Origin of the sequence: Salegentibacter sp. BLCTC (assembly GCF_015143665.1) — a bacterium.
Taxonomy (GTDB): Bacteria; Bacteroidota; Bacteroidia; order Flavobacteriales; family Flavobacteriaceae; genus Salegentibacter; species Salegentibacter maritimus.
This window is the reverse complement of record NZ_WYEW01000003.1, coordinates 361,753-377,524: the sequence shown is the minus strand read 5'-3', so window position 1 is coordinate 377,524 and position 15,772 is coordinate 361,753. Positions and strand designations below refer to the sequence as shown.

At 37.7% G+C, this 15,772-nt stretch carries 29 protein-coding genes; all 29 read right to left on the bottom strand.

Features of this window, described 5'->3' with window-relative positions:
- Nucleotides 1-126 precede the first annotated feature (126 nt).
- Complete coding sequence (eno, locus tag GUB10_RS04985; protein ID WP_193710336.1) at nt 127-1,413, bottom strand: phosphopyruvate hydratase; 1,287 nt, start codon at nt 1,411-1,413, stop codon at nt 127-129.
- 327 nt (nt 1,414-1,740) lie between these two features.
- Entirely contained in the window at nt 1,741-1,950 is a 210-nt protein-coding gene (locus GUB10_RS04980) for a hypothetical protein (protein ID WP_193710335.1), read from the bottom strand.
- A gap of 31 nt (nt 1,951-1,981) precedes the next feature.
- Nucleotides 1,982-2,281 carry a hypothetical protein gene (locus tag GUB10_RS04975; protein ID WP_193710334.1) on the bottom strand — a complete coding sequence of 100 codons (300 nt, stop codon included), beginning with the start codon at nt 2,279-2,281 and terminating at the stop codon, nt 1,982-1,984.
- A gap of 112 nt (nt 2,282-2,393) precedes the next feature.
- Nucleotides 2,394-3,506, bottom strand: a complete 1,113-nt coding sequence (gene carA, locus GUB10_RS04970) for a glutamine-hydrolyzing carbamoyl-phosphate synthase small subunit (protein WP_193710333.1) — start codon at nt 3,504-3,506, stop codon at nt 2,394-2,396.
- A 134-nt stretch (nt 3,507-3,640) separates the two neighbouring features.
- On the bottom strand, nt 3,641-4,144 hold the full coding sequence (rplQ, locus tag GUB10_RS04965; RefSeq protein WP_193710332.1) for a 50S ribosomal protein L17: 504 nt from the start codon (nt 4,142-4,144) through the stop codon (nt 3,641-3,643).
- Nucleotides 4,145-4,213: 69 nt separating this feature from the next.
- On the bottom strand, nt 4,214-5,206 hold the full coding sequence (locus GUB10_RS04960) for a DNA-directed RNA polymerase subunit alpha (RefSeq protein WP_075324936.1): 993 nt from the start codon (nt 5,204-5,206) through the stop codon (nt 4,214-4,216).
- A 20-nt stretch (nt 5,207-5,226) separates the two neighbouring features.
- On the bottom strand, nt 5,227-5,832 hold the full coding sequence (rpsD, locus tag GUB10_RS04955; protein WP_193710331.1) for a 30S ribosomal protein S4: 606 nt from the start codon (nt 5,830-5,832) through the stop codon (nt 5,227-5,229).
- Between the two features lie 88 nt (nt 5,833-5,920).
- The gene (rpsK, locus tag GUB10_RS04950; protein WP_193710330.1) at nt 5,921-6,307 is read right to left on the bottom strand and encodes a 30S ribosomal protein S11; all 387 of its coding nucleotides are present in this window, start codon (nt 6,305-6,307) and stop codon (nt 5,921-5,923) included.
- An 8-nt stretch (nt 6,308-6,315) separates the two neighbouring features.
- On the bottom strand, nt 6,316-6,690 hold the full coding sequence (rpsM, locus tag GUB10_RS04945; protein WP_193710329.1) for a 30S ribosomal protein S13: 375 nt from the start codon (nt 6,688-6,690) through the stop codon (nt 6,316-6,318).
- Nucleotides 6,691-6,692: 2 nt separating this feature from the next.
- Nucleotides 6,693-6,809, bottom strand: a complete 117-nt coding sequence (ykgO, locus tag GUB10_RS04940; RefSeq protein WP_013305171.1) for a type B 50S ribosomal protein L36 — start codon at nt 6,807-6,809, stop codon at nt 6,693-6,695.
- A gap of 119 nt (nt 6,810-6,928) precedes the next feature.
- Complete coding sequence (gene infA / locus GUB10_RS04935) at nt 6,929-7,144, bottom strand: translation initiation factor IF-1 (protein WP_013073244.1); 216 nt, start codon at nt 7,142-7,144, stop codon at nt 6,929-6,931.
- Between the two features lie 2 nt (nt 7,145-7,146).
- Nucleotides 7,147-8,484: a preprotein translocase subunit SecY gene (gene secY, locus GUB10_RS04930; protein ID WP_193710328.1), complete on the bottom strand. Its 1,338-nt coding sequence runs from the start codon at nt 8,482-8,484 to the stop codon at nt 7,147-7,149.
- Between the two features lie 11 nt (nt 8,485-8,495).
- Nucleotides 8,496-8,948 (bottom strand): 50S ribosomal protein L15, encoded by a 453-nt coding sequence (gene rplO / locus GUB10_RS04925; protein ID WP_193710327.1) that lies wholly within the window; start codon nt 8,946-8,948, stop codon nt 8,496-8,498.
- A 9-nt stretch (nt 8,949-8,957) separates the two neighbouring features.
- On the bottom strand, nt 8,958-9,140 hold the full coding sequence (rpmD, locus tag GUB10_RS04920) for a 50S ribosomal protein L30 (protein WP_193710326.1): 183 nt from the start codon (nt 9,138-9,140) through the stop codon (nt 8,958-8,960).
- A 13-nt stretch (nt 9,141-9,153) separates the two neighbouring features.
- Entirely contained in the window at nt 9,154-9,678 is a 525-nt protein-coding gene (rpsE, locus tag GUB10_RS04915; RefSeq protein ID WP_193710325.1) for a 30S ribosomal protein S5, read from the bottom strand.
- A gap of 6 nt (nt 9,679-9,684) precedes the next feature.
- Nucleotides 9,685-10,038, bottom strand: coding sequence for a 50S ribosomal protein L18 (rplR, locus tag GUB10_RS04910; protein ID WP_193710324.1), 354 nt, complete (start codon nt 10,036-10,038; stop codon nt 9,685-9,687).
- A 12-nt stretch (nt 10,039-10,050) separates the two neighbouring features.
- Complete coding sequence (rplF, locus tag GUB10_RS04905) at nt 10,051-10,593, bottom strand: 50S ribosomal protein L6 (RefSeq protein WP_193710323.1); 543 nt, start codon at nt 10,591-10,593, stop codon at nt 10,051-10,053.
- Nucleotides 10,594-10,612: 19 nt separating this feature from the next.
- A complete protein-coding gene (gene rpsH / locus GUB10_RS04900; RefSeq protein ID WP_193710322.1) occupies nt 10,613-11,011 on the bottom strand; it encodes a 30S ribosomal protein S8 in 399 nt (132 codons plus the stop codon).
- Between the two features lie 65 nt (nt 11,012-11,076).
- Nucleotides 11,077-11,346: a 30S ribosomal protein S14 gene (gene rpsN / locus GUB10_RS04895; protein WP_057482226.1), complete on the bottom strand. Its 270-nt coding sequence runs from the start codon at nt 11,344-11,346 to the stop codon at nt 11,077-11,079.
- Nucleotides 11,347-11,348: 2 nt separating this feature from the next.
- On the bottom strand, nt 11,349-11,900 hold the full coding sequence (gene rplE / locus GUB10_RS04890) for a 50S ribosomal protein L5 (RefSeq protein ID WP_193710321.1): 552 nt from the start codon (nt 11,898-11,900) through the stop codon (nt 11,349-11,351).
- Nucleotides 11,901-11,902: 2 nt separating this feature from the next.
- A complete protein-coding gene (gene rplX / locus GUB10_RS04885; RefSeq protein WP_193710320.1) occupies nt 11,903-12,214 on the bottom strand; it encodes a 50S ribosomal protein L24 in 312 nt (103 codons plus the stop codon).
- 12 nt (nt 12,215-12,226) lie between these two features.
- Nucleotides 12,227-12,595, bottom strand: a complete 369-nt coding sequence (rplN, locus tag GUB10_RS04880) for a 50S ribosomal protein L14 (protein ID WP_037319239.1) — start codon at nt 12,593-12,595, stop codon at nt 12,227-12,229.
- Nucleotides 12,595-12,852, bottom strand: a complete 258-nt coding sequence (gene rpsQ, locus GUB10_RS04875) for a 30S ribosomal protein S17 (RefSeq protein ID WP_193710319.1) — start codon at nt 12,850-12,852, stop codon at nt 12,595-12,597. Before rpsQ ends, rplN begins: the two co-directional genes overlap by 1 nt.
- Before the next feature lie 18 nt (nt 12,853-12,870).
- Nucleotides 12,871-13,062: a 50S ribosomal protein L29 gene (gene rpmC / locus GUB10_RS04870; protein WP_037319233.1), complete on the bottom strand. Its 192-nt coding sequence runs from the start codon at nt 13,060-13,062 to the stop codon at nt 12,871-12,873.
- A 12-nt stretch (nt 13,063-13,074) separates the two neighbouring features.
- Entirely contained in the window at nt 13,075-13,494 is a 420-nt protein-coding gene (gene rplP, locus GUB10_RS04865) for a 50S ribosomal protein L16 (protein WP_057482229.1), read from the bottom strand.
- 19 nt (nt 13,495-13,513) lie between these two features.
- Nucleotides 13,514-14,233: a 30S ribosomal protein S3 gene (gene rpsC / locus GUB10_RS04860; RefSeq protein ID WP_193710318.1), complete on the bottom strand. Its 720-nt coding sequence runs from the start codon at nt 14,231-14,233 to the stop codon at nt 13,514-13,516.
- A 7-nt stretch (nt 14,234-14,240) separates the two neighbouring features.
- Nucleotides 14,241-14,648 carry a 50S ribosomal protein L22 gene (gene rplV / locus GUB10_RS04855; protein ID WP_193710317.1) on the bottom strand — a complete coding sequence of 136 codons (408 nt, stop codon included), beginning with the start codon at nt 14,646-14,648 and terminating at the stop codon, nt 14,241-14,243.
- An 8-nt stretch (nt 14,649-14,656) separates the two neighbouring features.
- Nucleotides 14,657-14,935, bottom strand: coding sequence for a 30S ribosomal protein S19 (rpsS, locus tag GUB10_RS04850; RefSeq protein ID WP_037319223.1), 279 nt, complete (start codon nt 14,933-14,935; stop codon nt 14,657-14,659).
- A gap of 7 nt (nt 14,936-14,942) precedes the next feature.
- Nucleotides 14,943-15,770 carry a 50S ribosomal protein L2 gene (gene rplB, locus GUB10_RS04845; RefSeq protein WP_193710316.1) on the bottom strand — a complete coding sequence of 276 codons (828 nt, stop codon included), beginning with the start codon at nt 15,768-15,770 and terminating at the stop codon, nt 14,943-14,945.
- Between the last annotated feature and the right edge of the window lie 2 nt (nt 15,771-15,772).

Here is a 15,772-nt window from a genome sequence, read left to right as displayed (position 1 = left end):
GTTAAGCGTACATAAGATTTTAATTGAAACACGTGAATAAACGGGATTTATTGCTGAATTAACTTCAAAAAAAATCCCTTTTGAATTTTCTTCAAAAGGGATCTTATATTTATCGCAAATTGATAATTAGATTTTAAAAGCTTTTCGCTTTGGGAAATAGGCAACTTCCCCCAATTCTTCCTCAATTCTAATTAACTGATTGTATTTTGCCATACGGTCACTTCTTGAAGCTGAACCGGTTTTAATTTGGCCTGTATTAAGTGCAACAGCAAGATCGGCAATGGTATTATCTTCGGTTTCACCAGAACGGTGCGACATTACAGAAGTAAAGCCAGCGTTATGCGCCATATTTACGGCTGCAATAGTTTCTGTAAGCGTTCCAATTTGATTTACTTTAATAAGAATAGAGTTAGCGATACCTTCTTCAATTCCTCTAGAAAGTCTTTCAACATTAGTTACAAAAAGATCGTCACCAACCAATTGAACCTTATCACCAATTTTATCGGTTAGGGCTTTCCAACCATCCCAGTCGTTTTCATCCATTCCATCTTCAATAGAAATAATAGGATATTTAGCAGAAAGCTCGGCTAGATATTCTGCCTGCTCCTCGCTAGATCTTATTTTTCCACCTTCACCTTCAAACTTCTTATAATCGTATTTTCCATTTTCATAGAATTCAGCGGCAGCACAATCTAATGCAATCATAACTTCGTCTCCACCCTTGTAACCGGCATTTTCAATAGCCTTAAGAATAGTGTCTAAAGCATCTTCGGTACCATCTAAAGTTGGTGCAAAACCACCTTCATCTCCAACGGCAGTGCTTAAACCACGGTCATGCAATACTTTTTTAAGATGATGGAAAATTTCAGTTCCCATTTTTAATGCGTGCGAAAAGCTTTCAGCTTTCACCGGCATAATCATAAATTCCTGAAATGCAATTGGAGCATCACTATGAGACCCACCATTAATAATATTCATCATTGGAACAGGAAGTGTATTAGCACTTACGCCACCAATATAGCGGTACAATGGCAAGCCAAGTTCGTTGGCAGCAGCTTTGGCCACAGCAAGAGAAACCCCCAAAATAGCGTTTGCTCCAAGTTTTGCTTTATTTGGAGTACCATCTATTTCTATCATTGCTTTATCTATAAGGTTTTGTTCAAATACAGAGTAACCCAATAATTCTTCAGCAATTACATCATTTACATTCTCAACGGCCTTAGTAACGCCTTTCCCCATATAATTATCGCCACCATCACGAAGTTCTACTGCTTCGTGTTCACCCGTAGAGGCCCCAGAAGGTACCGCTGCTCTTCCTAAAATTCCATTTTCAGTTAAAACATCTACTTCTACAGTTGGATTTCCTCTTGAATCGAAAATCTGACGGGCGTGAATATTTATTATTACACTCATAGTCTTCTTTAATTAGTTAATTGATTTGAATGCAAGATACAAATTGAAGGCTAAAATAGCGAGTGAAACAGGTAGTTTTAAAGCATTTATAACATTATGAAAACACGAAATGGTTTTCTAAAAGAAAGTGTCTAAAAGAATCTCAGGAAATGCACTTATTTCTTACTTATTTATAAACTAAGACCTTCTTATATTCAAGCTTCTAAATAGTATTACTAAAAATCTTGAAATTTAAAATCTACATGATTCTACGTTTCAAAATTTCAATAAAAAAATTCTTTTTAAGCCTGAATTTCAAAACACACGCTAATAAAATGCCGGCGGGAATTAATTTGAAAGAAGCCACCCAAGTCTAATTCCAATTAATAGCGAAAAATAGGATTCCCCAGATTCATTAAAACTATAGCCTCCTCCTAAATTTAGATCTAATTTAAAACCACTATTATAATAACGCTGCAAACCCCAAACCGGACCTACGGCTCCAAAATAAGCTTCATTATATTCTAAGTTACCAATAATAGGCTTTCCAGATTGCACAGCCCCGCTTAAAGCGATATAATTAGCACTATTATTCTTTAAATTTTTTTCCTTTATCCAAACGTTTTTCTAGATTGTAATAATAGCGATATTGAATACCAAGTATTGGGTAAATACCAAAATTTTCACCAAAATAAGTATTCTTCCAATAAGCGAAGGCAGAACCTAACCTTAGATCTAAGGTTGTAGAACTTGTAAGTCCGTATTCATATTCAACGCCCGGTGTTAAAATATTTACTGATAAAAGACCATCTTCAACCGAAGCTTGATCTTGTGCATTGATAGATAAAAGAGAGCATAAGCAAAAGCTAAGTAATAGTAATTTTTTCATTGATGATTTCTGATAAAAATGAGGTCGAATATAACATATATTTATTTTCACCAAAACAAAAGCCCGAAATGTTTAAATTTCGGGCTTTAAAATCAATTATTTTTAAAAAAATCTAAGCTTTTGCTCCTTTTATCCTATCCATAAACTCATCAAACAAATAGCTAGCATCGTGTGGACCCGGACTTGCTTCTGGATGGTATTGAACCGAAAAACAATTTTTATTTTTCATTGCTATTCCACCAACTGTATCATCATTTAAGCAAATATGGGTAATTTCCACTTCACTGTTAGCCTCTGTATCGGCTCTATCTACAGAGAAACCGTGGTTTTGAGAGGTAATTTCACCTTTTCCGGTCTTAAGATTTTTAACAGGGTGATTTATACCCCGGTGACCGTGATGCATTTTATAAGTTTTTATTCCATTCGCTATTGCAATAATTTGGTGCCCCAAACAAATACCAAATAATGGATGATCTTTTTCTAAAATAGTTTTAGTAAGATTAATCGCGCTTTCAAGTGGTTGCGGATCTCCGGGACCATTAGACAGAAAATAACCATCGGGGTTCCAGGCACTCATTTCTTCATAAGTTGCGTTGTATGGAAAAACTTTTACATACACATCGCGTTTTTCAAAGTTGCGAAGAATGTTCTTTTTAATTCCAACATCAAGTGCTGCTATCTTATAGGTGGCATTTTCATTACCAAAATAATAAGGTTCTTTAGTAGAAACTTTAGAAGCCAATTCCAGTCCATTCATATCCGGTACTTCAGCAAGTTCTTTCTTTAAACCTTCTATATTATCTACATCGGTAGAAATAATAGCGTTCATTGCACCATTTTCTCTAATATAAGTTACAAGCGCTCTTGTATCTACATCAGAAATGGCAAATAAATTACTATCGTCCAAAAAATCCTGAAGCGATTTATCGGCAGCAGGACGTGAATGTGTATAACTAAAGTTTTTACAAATAAGGCCGGCTATTTTTGTTTTATCGGCTTCACTTTCTTCGGCCAGCGTACCGTAATTACCAATATGCGTATTTGTGGTAACCATAAGTTGACCGTAATAAGAAGGATCTGTAAAAATCTCCTGATACCCGGTCATACCGGTATTAAAACAAACTTCACCCACGGCCTTGCCGTCTTTGTTTCCTACAGCCTTGCCGTGAAAAATGGTACCGTCTTCAAGTAAGATAATGGCTTTTTTTCGAGTTTGATATTTCATAGTAATCCTAGATGTGTTTGCTGTGTGTAATTTTCCGCCCCGGCGGAAGTAATAATTTCGTTAGATTATATAAAAAAAGGATAAACCCCGAGAGTTTATCCTTTTTAAAAACTAGATTGTTAAAAGATTCATTTCTATTCCTCTTTTTTATCCTCTTTATTTTCTGAAGATTTCTCTTCTGTCTTTCCTTCTGCTTTTGGAGCAGTAGCTTCTGAAGATTTCTTTCTACCGGCTCTACGTGTAGATTTTTTCTTCTCTGGCTTGTCAAGGTTATAAGTTTCGTTGTAATCAACTAACTCGATAAGGGCCATATCGGCGTTATCTCCAAGTCGGTTACCCAATTTAATTACCCTTGTGTATCCACCCGGGCGGTCACCAACTTTAGGAGCTACCTCACGAAACAATTCGGCTACAGCTTCCTTTTGACGAAGTTTACTAAATACCAACCTACGGTTGTGAGTAGTATCTTCTTTAGACTTAGTTACCAACGGCTCTACAAAAACTTTCAAAGCTTTTGCTTTTGCTACGGTAGTATTGATTCTCTTGTGCTCAATAAGTGAGCAGGCCATATTGGCTAGCATAGACTTTCTGTGAGCGGTCTTTCTACCTAAATGGTTAATTTTCTTTCCGTGTCTCATTGTTTTGTTCTTAATTCATTTTCCCAAAGCTCGATCTTTTGCCGGCTTTTATGGAAAACTACTTATATATTAGTCCTTATCTAATTTGTATTTTGAAAGGTCCATACCAAAGTTAAGTCCTTTATTACTTACCAACTCTTCAAGCTCTGTCAAAGATTTCTTTCCGAAGTTTCTAAACTTCATCAAGTCGTTTTTATTGTAAGAAACAAGGTCTCCCAGGGTATCAACTTCAGCCGCTTTTAAGCAATTTAAAGCTCTTACTGAAAGATCCATATCAACCAACTTGGTTTTTAGCAACTGTCTCATGTGAAGAGATTCTTCATCATAAGTTTCAGTTTGTGCTATCTCGTCTGCCTCTAGCGTAATACGCTCATCAGAGAATAACATAAAGTGGTGGATAAGTGTCTTTGCAGCTTCCGTAAGTGCATCTTTTGGATGAATAGAACCGTCGCTTACGATTTCAAAAACCAATTTTTCATAATCGGTCTTCTGCTCTACACGATAGTTTTCAATACTATATTTTACATTCTTTATTGGTGTATAAATAGAATCTGTAAATATAGTTCCAAGAGGTGCGTTGGCTTTTTTGTTTTCTTCGGCCGGAACATAACCTCTACCTTTTTCAATGGTCATTTCCATATTCAGGTTTACTTTCTTATCCGCAGTACAGATCACCTGATCTGGGTTTAGGACTTGAAAGCCTGAAATGAATTTTTGAAAATGACCGGCAGTAATTTGTTCTTCTCCAGATACAGAAATGGTAACGGCTTCGTTATCTATTTCATCAATTTGCCTTTTGAACCTCACTTGTTTAAGGTTCAGGATAATTTCTGTTACGTCTTCCACCACTCCGGGAATAGCGGAGAATTCGTGATCTACGCCTTCTATACGAATGGAAGTAATTGCATAACCTTCTAAGGAAGATAAAAGCACTCTTCTTAAAGCGTTACCAACGGTTAATCCATAGCCGGGCTCTAAAGGGCGAAATTCAAATTTCCCTTCGAAATCGGTTGAATCAATCATTATAACTTTATCGGGCTTCTGAAAATTTAGTATTGCCATATTACGACTTCTGTGAATTATTATTTCGAATATAATTCGACGATGAATTGTTCATTTATGTTTTCCGGGATCTGAATACGTCCGGGTACCGAAACAAAAGTTCCTTCTTTAGTTTCATTATTCCAGGTAATCCATTCATAAACGGCACTAGAATTTGCCAATGAATCCTGGATGGCTTGCAATGATTTTGATTTTTCACGAACACCTACAACATCTCCTGGCTTCAATTGGTAAGATGGTATATTTACCAAACTTCCATTTACAGTTATGTGTCTATGAGATACAAATTGTCTTGCTGCGCTTCTAGTAGGAGCAATACCCATTCTATACACAACGTTATCAAGTCGTGATTCACAAAGTTGAAGTAAAACCTCACCTGTAATACCCTGAGCTCTTGTAGCTCTCTTAAACATATTCCTAAACTGACGCTCTAGAATACCATAGGTATACTTTGCTTTTTGCTTTTCCATTAACTGGATAGCATATTCAGATTTTTTTCCGCGACGACGGTTATTACCGTGTTGTCCCGGTGGGTAATTTCTTTTTTCAAAAGACTTATCGTCTCCAAAAATAGCTTCACCAAATTTACGGGCTATTTTAGTCTTTGGACCAGTATATCTTGCCATTAACTTTAATTTTAGAAGAAAGGGATTATGAATTAAGGTCTCTGTCCTTCGATAATCTTAACTCCTTTCCTATTGTTTATACTTATTATTAAACTCTACGTCTTTTAGGAGGACGACATCCGTTGTGTGGTAATGGAGTAACATCAACAATTTCTGTTACTTCAATTCCATTGTTATGAAGCGAACGGATAGCAGATTCTCTACCATTACCCGGTCCCTTTACGTAAACTTTAACTTTGCGCAAACCAGCTTCGTGAGCTACTTTAGACGCGTCTTCTGCAGCTAACTGGGCTGCATATGGAGTATTCTTTTTAGAACCTCTAAAGCCCATTTTTCCTGCTGATGACCAGGCAATAACATCTCCCTTTTTATTAGTAAGGGAAACAATAATGTTATTGAAAGAAGCCGTAACGTGAGCTTGCCCAACGGCCTCAACGATTACTTTACGCTTTTTTTGAACTGTCTTCTTTGCCATATTAATTACTATTTAGTTGCTTTCTTCTTGTTAGCAACTGTTTTTCTTCTACCTTTTCTGGTTCTTGAGTTGTTTTTGGTTCTTTGTCCTCTAAGCGGCAAACCACTTCTGTGACGAATACCTCTATAACATCCAATATCCATTAGACGTTTAATACTCAACTGTACTTCTGTACGTAATTCTCCTTCGATTGTAAATTCTCCAACAGCTTCACGAATACGACCAATTTCATCATCGTCCCAATCTGAAACTTTTTTGCTTTCATCTACTTTGGCCTGGCTAAGGATTTTTTGTGCCCTGCTTTTGCCAATTCCGAAGATATAGGTTAATGCTATAACTCCTCGCTTTTGTTTAGGTATATCTACCCCTGCAATTCTTGCCATAATTAGCCTTGTCTTTGTTTAAATCTAGGATTCTTTTTGTTAATTACGTAAAGGCGCCCTTTTCTGCGAACAATTTTGCAGTCGGCACTTCTTTTCTTTACTGATGCTCTAACTTTCATCTCTTTAGTTTTTTACAATTCGCTGGTCCTAAAAAATAATTTTAAGCCAGGATTTCAGCATTCATAAATTTTTCAGGTTGCAAAAGTACTGAAAATTTTACAAATAGCTCAAATTACTTTTAGTATCTGTATGTTATACGAGCCTTACTTAAATCGTAAGGGCTCATTTCCAGTTTCACCTTATCTCCAGGCAACAATTTAATGTAATGCATACGCATTTTTCCAGAGATATGAGCTGTCACAACGTGACCATTTTCCAATTCTACGCGAAACATTGCATTAGATAATGCTTCTATAATTGTTCCGTCTTGCTCTATTGCCGGTTGTTTTGCCATAATTAAGCTACTGCTTTTCTGTTTTTACCTGTTTTCATTAATCCGTCGTAATGTCTATTCAGCAAGTAAGAATTTACTTGTTGCATAGTATCTATTGCAACTCCAACCATAATTAAAAGCGAGGTTCCTCCAAAAAACAATGCCCATCCTTGTTGCACACCTAAGAGTTGCACCACGATTGCTGGGAACACAGCAATAAGCGCAAGAAAAATAGATCCTGGCAAGGTAATTTGAGACATAATTCTATCTAAAAACTCAGCAGTTTCTGTTCCCGGGCGAATTCCAGGAATAAAACCACCACTACGTTTTAGATCATCAGCCATTTTATTGGTAGGTACAGTAATAGCGGTATAAAAATAAGTAAACACAATGATTAACAATGCAAATACTACGTTATACCAAAAACCAAATATATCGCTAAAGGCGGCGGTAACACCTTGTGCTGCATCAGAATCTGATAATCCTGCTACGGCAGCCGGGATAAACATAATAGCCTGTGCAAATATAATTGGCATCACCCCAGAAGCGTTCAGCTTAAGTGGTATATACTGCCTAGATCCGAATACATTTTTTTCATAACCTCCAGAGGCGGTTCTTCTGGCATACTGCACTGGAATTTGGCGCACGGCCATTACCAACATTACCGAAGCTAAAATAATAGCAAACCAAATTACCAATTCAATAAGAATCATAATAAGACCACCATTAGATTCGAATACCCTTGAAGCGAATTCCTGGATAAACGCTTGCGGCAAGGTCGCAATAATACCAACCATAATCAATAGCGAAATACCATTACCAATACCTTTATCGGTTATCTTTTCACCCAACCACATTGCAAAAATAGTCCCTGTAGTAAGAATAACTACGGCAGAAGCTACAAAAGTAACAGTATCACCCAACAAGAAGGCTTGCTGTGGGAGAGTAGCAAAAAGGTTATAAATATAACCTGGCCCCTGCACTAAAGTAATTGCAATAGTTAACCAACGGGTGATTTGATTGATCTTACGTCTACCGCTTTCACCTTCCTTTTGCAATTTTTGCAAATATGGTATCGCAATACCCATAAGCTGCACTACAATAGAAGCCGAGATATAAGGCATAATTCCTAAGGCAAATACAGAAGCATTAGAAAATGCTCCCCCTGTAAATGCATTTAAGAGCCCTAAAAGACCACCATCTGTTTGTGTTGCGAGATTGGATAATTGCGAAGCATCGATTCCGGGAAGCACAACTTGTGCCCCAAAACGGTAAACCAACAATAGACCGAGGGTAACTAAAATTCGATTTTTTAGCTCCTCGATCTTCCAAATATTTTTAATAGTATTGATGAATTTCATTTGGCTATCTATTATAAAGTAACAACTTCACCTCCAGCAGCTTCAATAGCTTCCTTTGCTGAGGCCGTAAATTTATGAACAGATATTTTCAACTTTGCCTTTAATTCACCTCTACCTAATATCTTAACTGGTTCGTTTTTACCTACAAGACCGTTAGCGATCAAGATATCAACATCTACAGTATCTTTAATTTTACCTTCATCAACCAAACGTTGTAAAGTATCCAGGTTTACACCCTGATAAGCCACACGATTTCTGTTAGTGAAACCAAATTTTGGAACACGACGTTGAAGTGGCATTTGCCCACCTTCAAAACCAATCTTTTTAGAGTAACCAGAACGAGATTTAGCCCCTTTGTGACCACGGGTGGCAGTACCACCTTTACCAGATCCTTCTCCACGGCCAACACGCTTGTTGTTACTCTTAACTGAACCTTTTGCAGGCTTTAAGTTATTTAATTCCATGTGAATTTATTATTTTGTTTCCTCTACAGAAACTAAATGTTTAACTTTATTTACCATACCAAGGATGTTTGGCGTATCGTTGTGCTCTACCGTTTGGCCCATTTTCTTAAGACCAAGGGCTTCTAATACCAGTTTCTGGTTTTTAGTACGATTAATAGCACTTTTTACTTTCGTTACTTTTATCTTTCCCATCTTTCTCCTTGATTTATCCTTTAAAAACCTTTTCTAATGAAATACCACGTTGCTTAGCGATAGTCTCTGCACTACGCAATTGCAGTAAGGCATCAAAAGTTGCTTTTACCATGTTATGCGGGTTAGATGATCCCTGACTTTTAGAAAGTACATCCTGAACCCCTACAGATTCTAATACCGCACGAATAGGACCACCGGCTATAACTCCAGTACCTTCTGCAGCTGGCAAAAGAATAACACGCGCACCACTATACTTACCGTTTTGCTCGTGTGGTATAGTAGTCTTGTTTAAAGGAATACGCACTAAATTCTTCTTAGCATCCTCAACACCTTTGGCAATAGCATCAGCTACTTCCTTAGATCTTCCTAAACCATGACCAACTACGCCATTTTCATCTCCTACTACAACTATAGCAGAAAATCCAAAAGCTCTACCACCTTTGGTTACCTTAGTAACACGTTGTACTCCCACCAAACGGTCTTTTAATTCAAGGCCACCTGGTTTTACATGTTCTACGTTTTTATAATTTTGATACATAACTTTCTAGAATTTAAGTCCTCCTTCGCGAGCACCTTCTGCTAATGATTTAACTCTTCCGTGATACAGGTAACCACCTCTGTCAAAAGAAATTGTTTCCACACCGGCTTTCAAAGCTTTTTCAGCAAGGGCTTTACCTACAAGTTTAGCTTGCTCGGATTTATTACCTTCAACTGACACGCCTTTATCTCTTGAAGAAGCTGCTGCCAGGGTTTTTCCTTCTACATCATCTATAATTTGAGCATAAATTTCTTTATTACTTCTAAATACAGATAATCTTGGACGGCTAGCGGTCCCCGTAATTGCCTTACGAACACGCTTTCTAATTTTATTTCGTCTATCTTGTTTTGAAACTGCCATATCTAAACTTTATTAAGCTGATTTACCTGCTTTTCTACGTAATTGTTCTCCAACATACTTAATACCTTTTCCTTTATAAGGCTCTGGAGCTCTGAAGGAACGTATTTTAGCAGCTACCTGACCTACCAGTTGTTTATCGTGAGAAGTTAACTTCACTATAGGGTTTTTACCCTTTTCTGAAATTGTTTCTACTTTTACCTCTGGTGCCAAATCTATCACAATATTATGGGAAAAACCAACTGCCAAATCTAATTTTTGTCCCTGGTTAGTTGCTCTATAACCAACTCCTACCAGTTCCAATGATTTAGTGTATCCGTTAGAAACCCCTTCTATCATATTGTTTATCAACGCACGATATAGACCGTGTTTTGCTTTCTGATCACTTTTCTCAGAAGAACGCTCAAAAGTAATTACGCCATCTTCAATTTTCACATCAATGTCGCTAACTTCCTGCTTAAGTTCTCCTAATTTTCCTTTTACCGTTACAATATCCCCATTTAGGTCTACATTCACACCTTCAGGAATTGTAATTGGACTTTTACCTATTCTTGACATTTCTTTAGTCTTTTAAGTATTAGTAAACGTAACACAATACTTCACCACCAACTTTCTCTGCTTTAGCCTGCTTCCCGGTCATTACACCATGAGAAGTAGATACTATAGCTATACCAAGACCATTAAGGATACGTGGCAATTCATTAGCGCCGGCATACTTACGCAAACCGGGTTTACTTATTCTCTGAATATCTTTAATTACAGGCTCTTTTGTGATTTTGTCATACTTAAGGGCAATTTTTATTGTCCCTTGAGAAGTAGCATCATCAAACTTGTAACTTAGAATATATCCCTGATCGAATAATATTTTTGTTATTTCTTTTTTAAGATTAGAAGCTGGTATTTCTACCACTCTGTGGTTTGCAGCCACAGCGTTCCTAATTCTCGTCAAATAATCTGCAATAGGATCTGTATTCATTTATAATAGTTTGCGGATGCGGTTTTCTTACCGTTCACCGGAAGAACCTGCACCCAATTTATAATTTACCAACTAGCTTTTCTAACTCCAGGAATTAAACCTTTATTAGCCATTTCTCTAAACATTACACGAGAAAGACCAAACTGTCTCATATATCCCTTTGGCCTACCAGTTAGTTTACAACGGTTATGCAAACGTACAGGAGAAGAGTTTTTTGGCAATTTCTGCAATGCTTCCCAGTCGCCAGCCTCTTTCAAAGCCTCACGCTTTTCAGCATACTTTTTTACCATTTTTTGCCTCTTCACCTCACGGGCTTTCATTGATTCTTTAGCCATAATTAATTCTTTTTAAAAGGTAATCCCAGTTCGGTTAACAATGATTTAGCTTCCTTATCAGTTTTAGCACTGGTCACAAAGGTAATATCCATACCGCTAATTCGGTTTACTTTATCAATATCAATCTCCGGAAAGATGATTTGTTCAGTAATACCAAGGTTGTAATTCCCTCTACCATCAAAACCATTAGCTTTAATCCCGTTAAAATCACGTACACGTGGAAGTGCAGATGTAATTAAACGATCCAGGAATTCGTACATTCTATATCCTCGTAAAGTTACTTTTGCCCCAATTGGCATTCCTTTACGAAGTTTAAATGAAGCAACATCCTTTTTAGAAATGGTTTGCACCGCTTTTTGACCTGTAATTGTAGTCAATTCGTCTACAGCATGATCAATAAGCTTTTTGTCTGCTACAGCTGCACCAACGCCTCGGCTCAAAACTATTTTTTTTAGTCCTGGAATCTCCATTACGTTAGCGTAGCTAAATTCTTCTTTTAATGCAGGCTTTACTCGCTCTGCATATTCTTTTTTAAGTCTTGGTACGTATGCCATAACTAAATTACTTCATTAGATTTTTTGGAAAATCTTACTTTCTTACCATCCTCTTCCCTATATCCAACGCGGGTAGTATTACCATCTTTGTCTAGCAAAGAAAGATTGGAAATATGAATAGGTGCCTCTTTCTTTACGATACCACCTTGTGGGTTAGCCGCACTTGGTTTCTCGTGTTTTGAAATAGTATTTACACCTTCAACAATGGCTTTATTCTTTTCTATGAGAACTTTTTGAACCTTACCTTCCTGACCTTTATGGTCTCCGGCAACAACTCTTACAGTATCTCCAGTTTTTATCTTAAGCTTTCTCATCTTATTAATGTATTAAAGCACCTCTGGTGCCAATGATACAATTTTCATGAATTGCTTATCACGAAGTTCTCTCGCTACTGGGCCAAAAACACGGGTTCCGCGCATTTCTCCAGTAGGGTTTAACAGTACACAGGCATTATCATCAAAACGAATATATGATCCGTCCTGCCTACGTACTTCCTTCTTGGTACGAACAACTACTGCTGTTGAAACTGCACCTTTTTTGATATTCCCGTTAGGTGTAGCTTCTTTTACGCTGACAACGATTTTGTCCCCAACAGAAGCGTATCTTTTCTTTGTACCGCCCAATACACGAATGGTCAAAACTTCTTTTGCCCCGGTATTGTCTGCTACTCTTAGTCTAGACTCTTGTTGTACCATTACTTAGCTCTTTCAATTATTTCTACTAATCTCCAACATTTAGATTTACTTAAAGGCCTTGTCTCCATGATCCTTACTGTATCTCCTTCGTTGCAGTCGTTTGTTTCGTCGTGCGCTACATATTTTTTCGTTTTCAAAACGAACTTTCCATACATAGGGTGCTTTACTTTCTTAATTTCAGAAACCACGATTGATTTCTGCATTCTATTACTGGTAACAACACCTATACGCTCTTTTCTTAAATTTCTTTTTTCCATCTTTCAGCAGAATAACACTTATTGTTGTTCTCTTTTAGTTAACTCTGTAGCAAGTCTCGCTATAGTTCTTCTTACAGCTCTAAGCTGTATTGGGTTCTCTAATGGCGAAACTGCGTGAGCCATTTTCAAATCTGAATATGCTTTTCTAGATTTCCCAAGCTCTTCTTGTAATTCTGCCACAGACAGTTCTTTTACTTCTGATTGTTTCATAACTTTATAATATTAAGCTTGATAATCTCTAGCTACAATAAATTTGGTTCTTACCGGAAGTTTCTGTGCTGCAAGCCTTAAAGCTTCTTTCGCAACATCCATTGGCACTCCACCAATTTCAAACATAATTCTTCCTGGCTTTACAACAGCAGCCCAATATTCAACAGCACCTTTACCTTTACCCATACGAACCTCAAGAGGCTTTTTAGTAATAGGCTTATCCGGGAAAATTTTAATCCAGATAGACCCTTCCCTTTTCATGTAACGGGTAGCAGCAATACGTGCAGCTTCTATTTGACGGGCAGTAATGAAACTAGAATCCATAGATTTAATTCCAAAAGTTCCGTTAGAGAGTCTATGCCCTCTTCCGGCATTACCTTTCATACGGCCTTTCTGCTGTTTACGGTATTTTGTTCTTTTAGGTTGTAACATTTTTCTTTACTTTAAAAAATTACTTTCTACGACGTGATTTGTTACCACCTCGTCCGGCTCCAGCTTTTCCTCCTTGCTTCTTAGACATACCAACAAGCGGAGAAAGTTCTCTTTTACCGTACACTTCGCCTTTCATGATCCATACTTTAACACCCAATCTACCATAGGTAGTATGAGCTTCAACTAAAGCATAATCAATATCAGCCCTAAAAGTAGACAAAGGTATTCTACCATCTTTGTATGCCTCTGAACGTGCCATTTCAGCACCATTTAAACGTCCGGAAATTTGTATTTTAATTCCTTCAGCATTCATCCTCATAGCAGCCGCGATAGCCATTTTAATTGCGCGACGATAAGAGATACGATTCTCAATTTGTCTAGCAACACTTGCAGCAACTAAATGTGCATCAAGTTCTGGCCTCTTAATCTCAAAGATGTTAATTTGAACCTCCTTGTCGGTAATCTTCTTAAGCTCCTCTTTAAGCTTGTCTACCTCCTGACCGCCTTTTCCAATAATAATACCTGGTCTGGCAGTGGTGATAGTAACGGTTACAAGCTTAAGCGTACGCTCAATAATCACCCTAGATACACTCGCTTTTGAAAGACGAGCATGGATATACTTTCTAATCTTATCGTCTTCGGCTAATTTGTCGCCGTAGTCATTTCCTCCGTACCAGTTGGACTCCCATCCTCTTACGATACCAAGGCGATTTCCGATTGGATTTGTTTTTTGTCCCATACTCTACTTAGCTTTGTGTATTATTGTTTTCTCCAAGCACCAAAGTAACGTGATTGGATCTTTTTCTAATTCTATGTGCGCGACCCTGCGGTGCAGGACGCAGCCTTTTAAGCATTGCTCCTCCATCTACACGGATTTCTTTTACAAACAATTCAGCATCTTCAATGCTTGCATCTTCGTTTTTCGCTTGCCAATTAGCTATTGCCGATAGCAACAATTTCTCCAAACGACCAGAAGCCTCTTTTGAACTGAATTTCAATATTTGAAGCGCCTTTTCTACTTTCTCACCTCTTACCAAATCCGCCACAAGACGCATTTTTCTAGGTGAAGTAGGGCAGTTATTCAACTTTGCAAAAGCCACTTGTTTTTTGGCCTCTTTTATTTGCTCTGCTCTTTCTCTTTTACGAACTCCCATAGCTTCAATTATCTTTTACCTTTATTTTTTGCACCAGCGTGTCCTCTAAACGAACGAGTTGGTGAAAATTCTCCTAACTTATGCCCTACCATGTTCTCTGTTACATAGACCGGTACAAATTGTTTCCCGTTGTGAACAGCGATGGTTTGCCCAACAAAATCTGGTGTTATCATAGAAGCTCTAGACCAGGTTTTGATCACGGCTTTCTTACCAGACTCTATATTCTGAGCAACCTTCTTATCTAATTTATAGTGAACGTAAGGTCCTTTTTTTAATGAACGTGCCATATCTTAATTATTTCTTTCTACGTTCTACAATATATTTATTACTCGCTTTTGTTCTTGAACGGGTTTTAAATCCTTTAGCAGGCAAACCTTTTCTAGAACGTGGGTGACCACCAGAAGCTCTTCCTTCACCACCTCCCATTGGGTGATCTACAGGGTTCATCACAACTGGTCTTGTTCTTGGTCTTATACCCAACCAACGTTTTCTACCAGCTTTTCCTGAAACAAGAAGCTGATGATCACTATTAGATACAGCTCCAATAGTTGCCATACATGTAGACAAAATCCTTCTAATTTCCCCAGAAGGCAACTTTACAGTTGCATACTTACCTTCCCTTGCCAATAGTTGCGCAAAAGCACCAGCACTTCTAGCCATTACAGCACCCTGCCCAGCTCTTAGCTCTATACAAGAAATTACAGTACCAAGCGGTATTTTAGACAATGGCATCGCATTTCCTATTTCAGGAGCAGCAGCATCTTCGCTTGACACAATATTTTGACCTACCTGCAGCCCATTTTGAGCAACAACATATCGCTTTTCACCATCCTGGTAATTTAACAATGCGATAAAAGCAGTTCTGTTAGGATCATATTCTATACTCGCAACAGTAGCAGGAATCCCATGCTTGTCACGCTTAAAGTCTATAATTCTGTAACGTCTTTTATGACCACCACCTTTATAGCGCATGGTCATTTTTCCCTGACTGTTTCTCCCTCCAGACTTTTTTATCGGAGCCAAAAGGCTTTTTTCCGGCTTATCAGTAGTTATGGCGTCATAACCATTCACTACTCTAAAACGCTGCCCGGGGGTAATTGGTTTTAATTTTCTAACTGACATTT

Coding starts and splice junctions, on each gene's coding strand:
- rplR (WP_193710324.1), bottom strand. CDS start 10,038: ATGGCAGTTTCAAAACAAGATAGACGAAATAAAATTAGAAAGCGTGTT.
- rpsD (WP_193710331.1), bottom strand. CDS start 5,832: ATGGCAAGATATACTGGTCCAAAGACTAAAATAGCCCGTAAATTTGGT.
- rplV (WP_193710317.1), bottom strand. CDS start 14,648: ATGGGAGTTCGTAAAAGAGAAAGAGCAGAGCAAATAAAAGAGGCCAAA.
- eno (WP_193710336.1), bottom strand. CDS start 1,413: ATGAGTGTAATAATAAATATTCACGCCCGTCAGATTTTCGATTCAAGA.
- rplE (WP_193710321.1), bottom strand. CDS start 11,900: ATGGCATACGTACCAAGACTTAAAAAAGAATATGCAGAGCGAGTAAAG.
- rpsK (WP_193710330.1), bottom strand. CDS start 6,307: ATGGCAAAGAAGACAGTTCAAAAAAAGCGTAAAGTAATCGTTGAGGCC.
- carA (WP_193710333.1), bottom strand. CDS start 3,506: ATGAAATATCAAACTCGAAAAAAAGCCATTATCTTACTTGAAGACGGT.
- rpmD (WP_193710326.1), bottom strand. CDS start 9,140: ATGGGAAAGATAAAAGTAACGAAAGTAAAAAGTGCTATTAATCGTACT.
- infA (WP_013073244.1), bottom strand. CDS start 7,144: ATGGCAAAACAACCGGCAATAGAGCAAGACGGAACAATTATAGAAGCA.
- rpmC (WP_037319233.1), bottom strand. CDS start 13,062: ATGAAACAATCAGAAGTAAAAGAACTGTCTGTGGCAGAATTACAAGAA.
- GUB10_RS04975 (WP_193710334.1), bottom strand. CDS start 2,281: ATGAAAAAATTACTATTACTTAGCTTTTGCTTATGCTCTCTTTTATCT.
- rpsC (WP_193710318.1), bottom strand. CDS start 14,233: ATGGGACAAAAAACAAATCCAATCGGAAATCGCCTTGGTATCGTAAGA.
- rpsN (WP_057482226.1), bottom strand. CDS start 11,346: ATGGCTAAAGAATCAATGAAAGCCCGTGAGGTGAAGAGGCAAAAAATG.
- rplO (WP_193710327.1), bottom strand. CDS start 8,948: ATGGAATTAAATAACTTAAAGCCTGCAAAAGGTTCAGTTAAGAGTAAC.
- rpsQ (WP_193710319.1), bottom strand. CDS start 12,852: ATGGAAAAAAGAAATTTAAGAAAAGAGCGTATAGGTGTTGTTACCAGT.
- secY (WP_193710328.1), bottom strand. CDS start 8,484: ATGAAATTCATCAATACTATTAAAAATATTTGGAAGATCGAGGAGCTA.
- rpsH (WP_193710322.1), bottom strand. CDS start 11,011: ATGAATACAGATCCTATTGCAGATTATTTGACGAGAATTAGGAACGCT.
- rplF (WP_193710323.1), bottom strand. CDS start 10,593: ATGTCAAGAATAGGTAAAAGTCCAATTACAATTCCTGAAGGTGTGAAT.
- ykgO (WP_013305171.1), bottom strand. CDS start 6,809: ATGAAAGTTAGAGCATCAGTAAAGAAAAGAAGTGCCGACTGCAAAATT.
- rpsS (WP_037319223.1), bottom strand. CDS start 14,935: ATGGCACGTTCATTAAAAAAAGGACCTTACGTTCACTATAAATTAGAT.
- rplN (WP_037319239.1), bottom strand. CDS start 12,595: ATGGTACAACAAGAGTCTAGACTAAGAGTAGCAGACAATACCGGGGCA.
- GUB10_RS04960 (WP_075324936.1), bottom strand. CDS start 5,206: ATGGCAATACTAAATTTTCAGAAGCCCGATAAAGTTATAATGATTGAT.
- rplX (WP_193710320.1), bottom strand. CDS start 12,214: ATGAGAAAGCTTAAGATAAAAACTGGAGATACTGTAAGAGTTGTTGCC.
- rpsE (WP_193710325.1), bottom strand. CDS start 9,678: ATGTATCAAAATTATAAAAACGTAGAACATGTAAAACCAGGTGGCCTT.
- rplB (WP_193710316.1), bottom strand. CDS start 15,770: ATGTCAGTTAGAAAATTAAAACCAATTACCCCCGGGCAGCGTTTTAGA.
- rplP (WP_057482229.1), bottom strand. CDS start 13,494: ATGTTACAACCTAAAAGAACAAAATACCGTAAACAGCAGAAAGGCCGT.
- rpsM (WP_193710329.1), bottom strand. CDS start 6,690: ATGGCAAGAATTGCAGGGGTAGATATACCTAAACAAAAGCGAGGAGTT.
- rplQ (WP_193710332.1), bottom strand. CDS start 4,144: ATGAGACACGGAAAGAAAATTAACCATTTAGGTAGAAAGACCGCTCAC.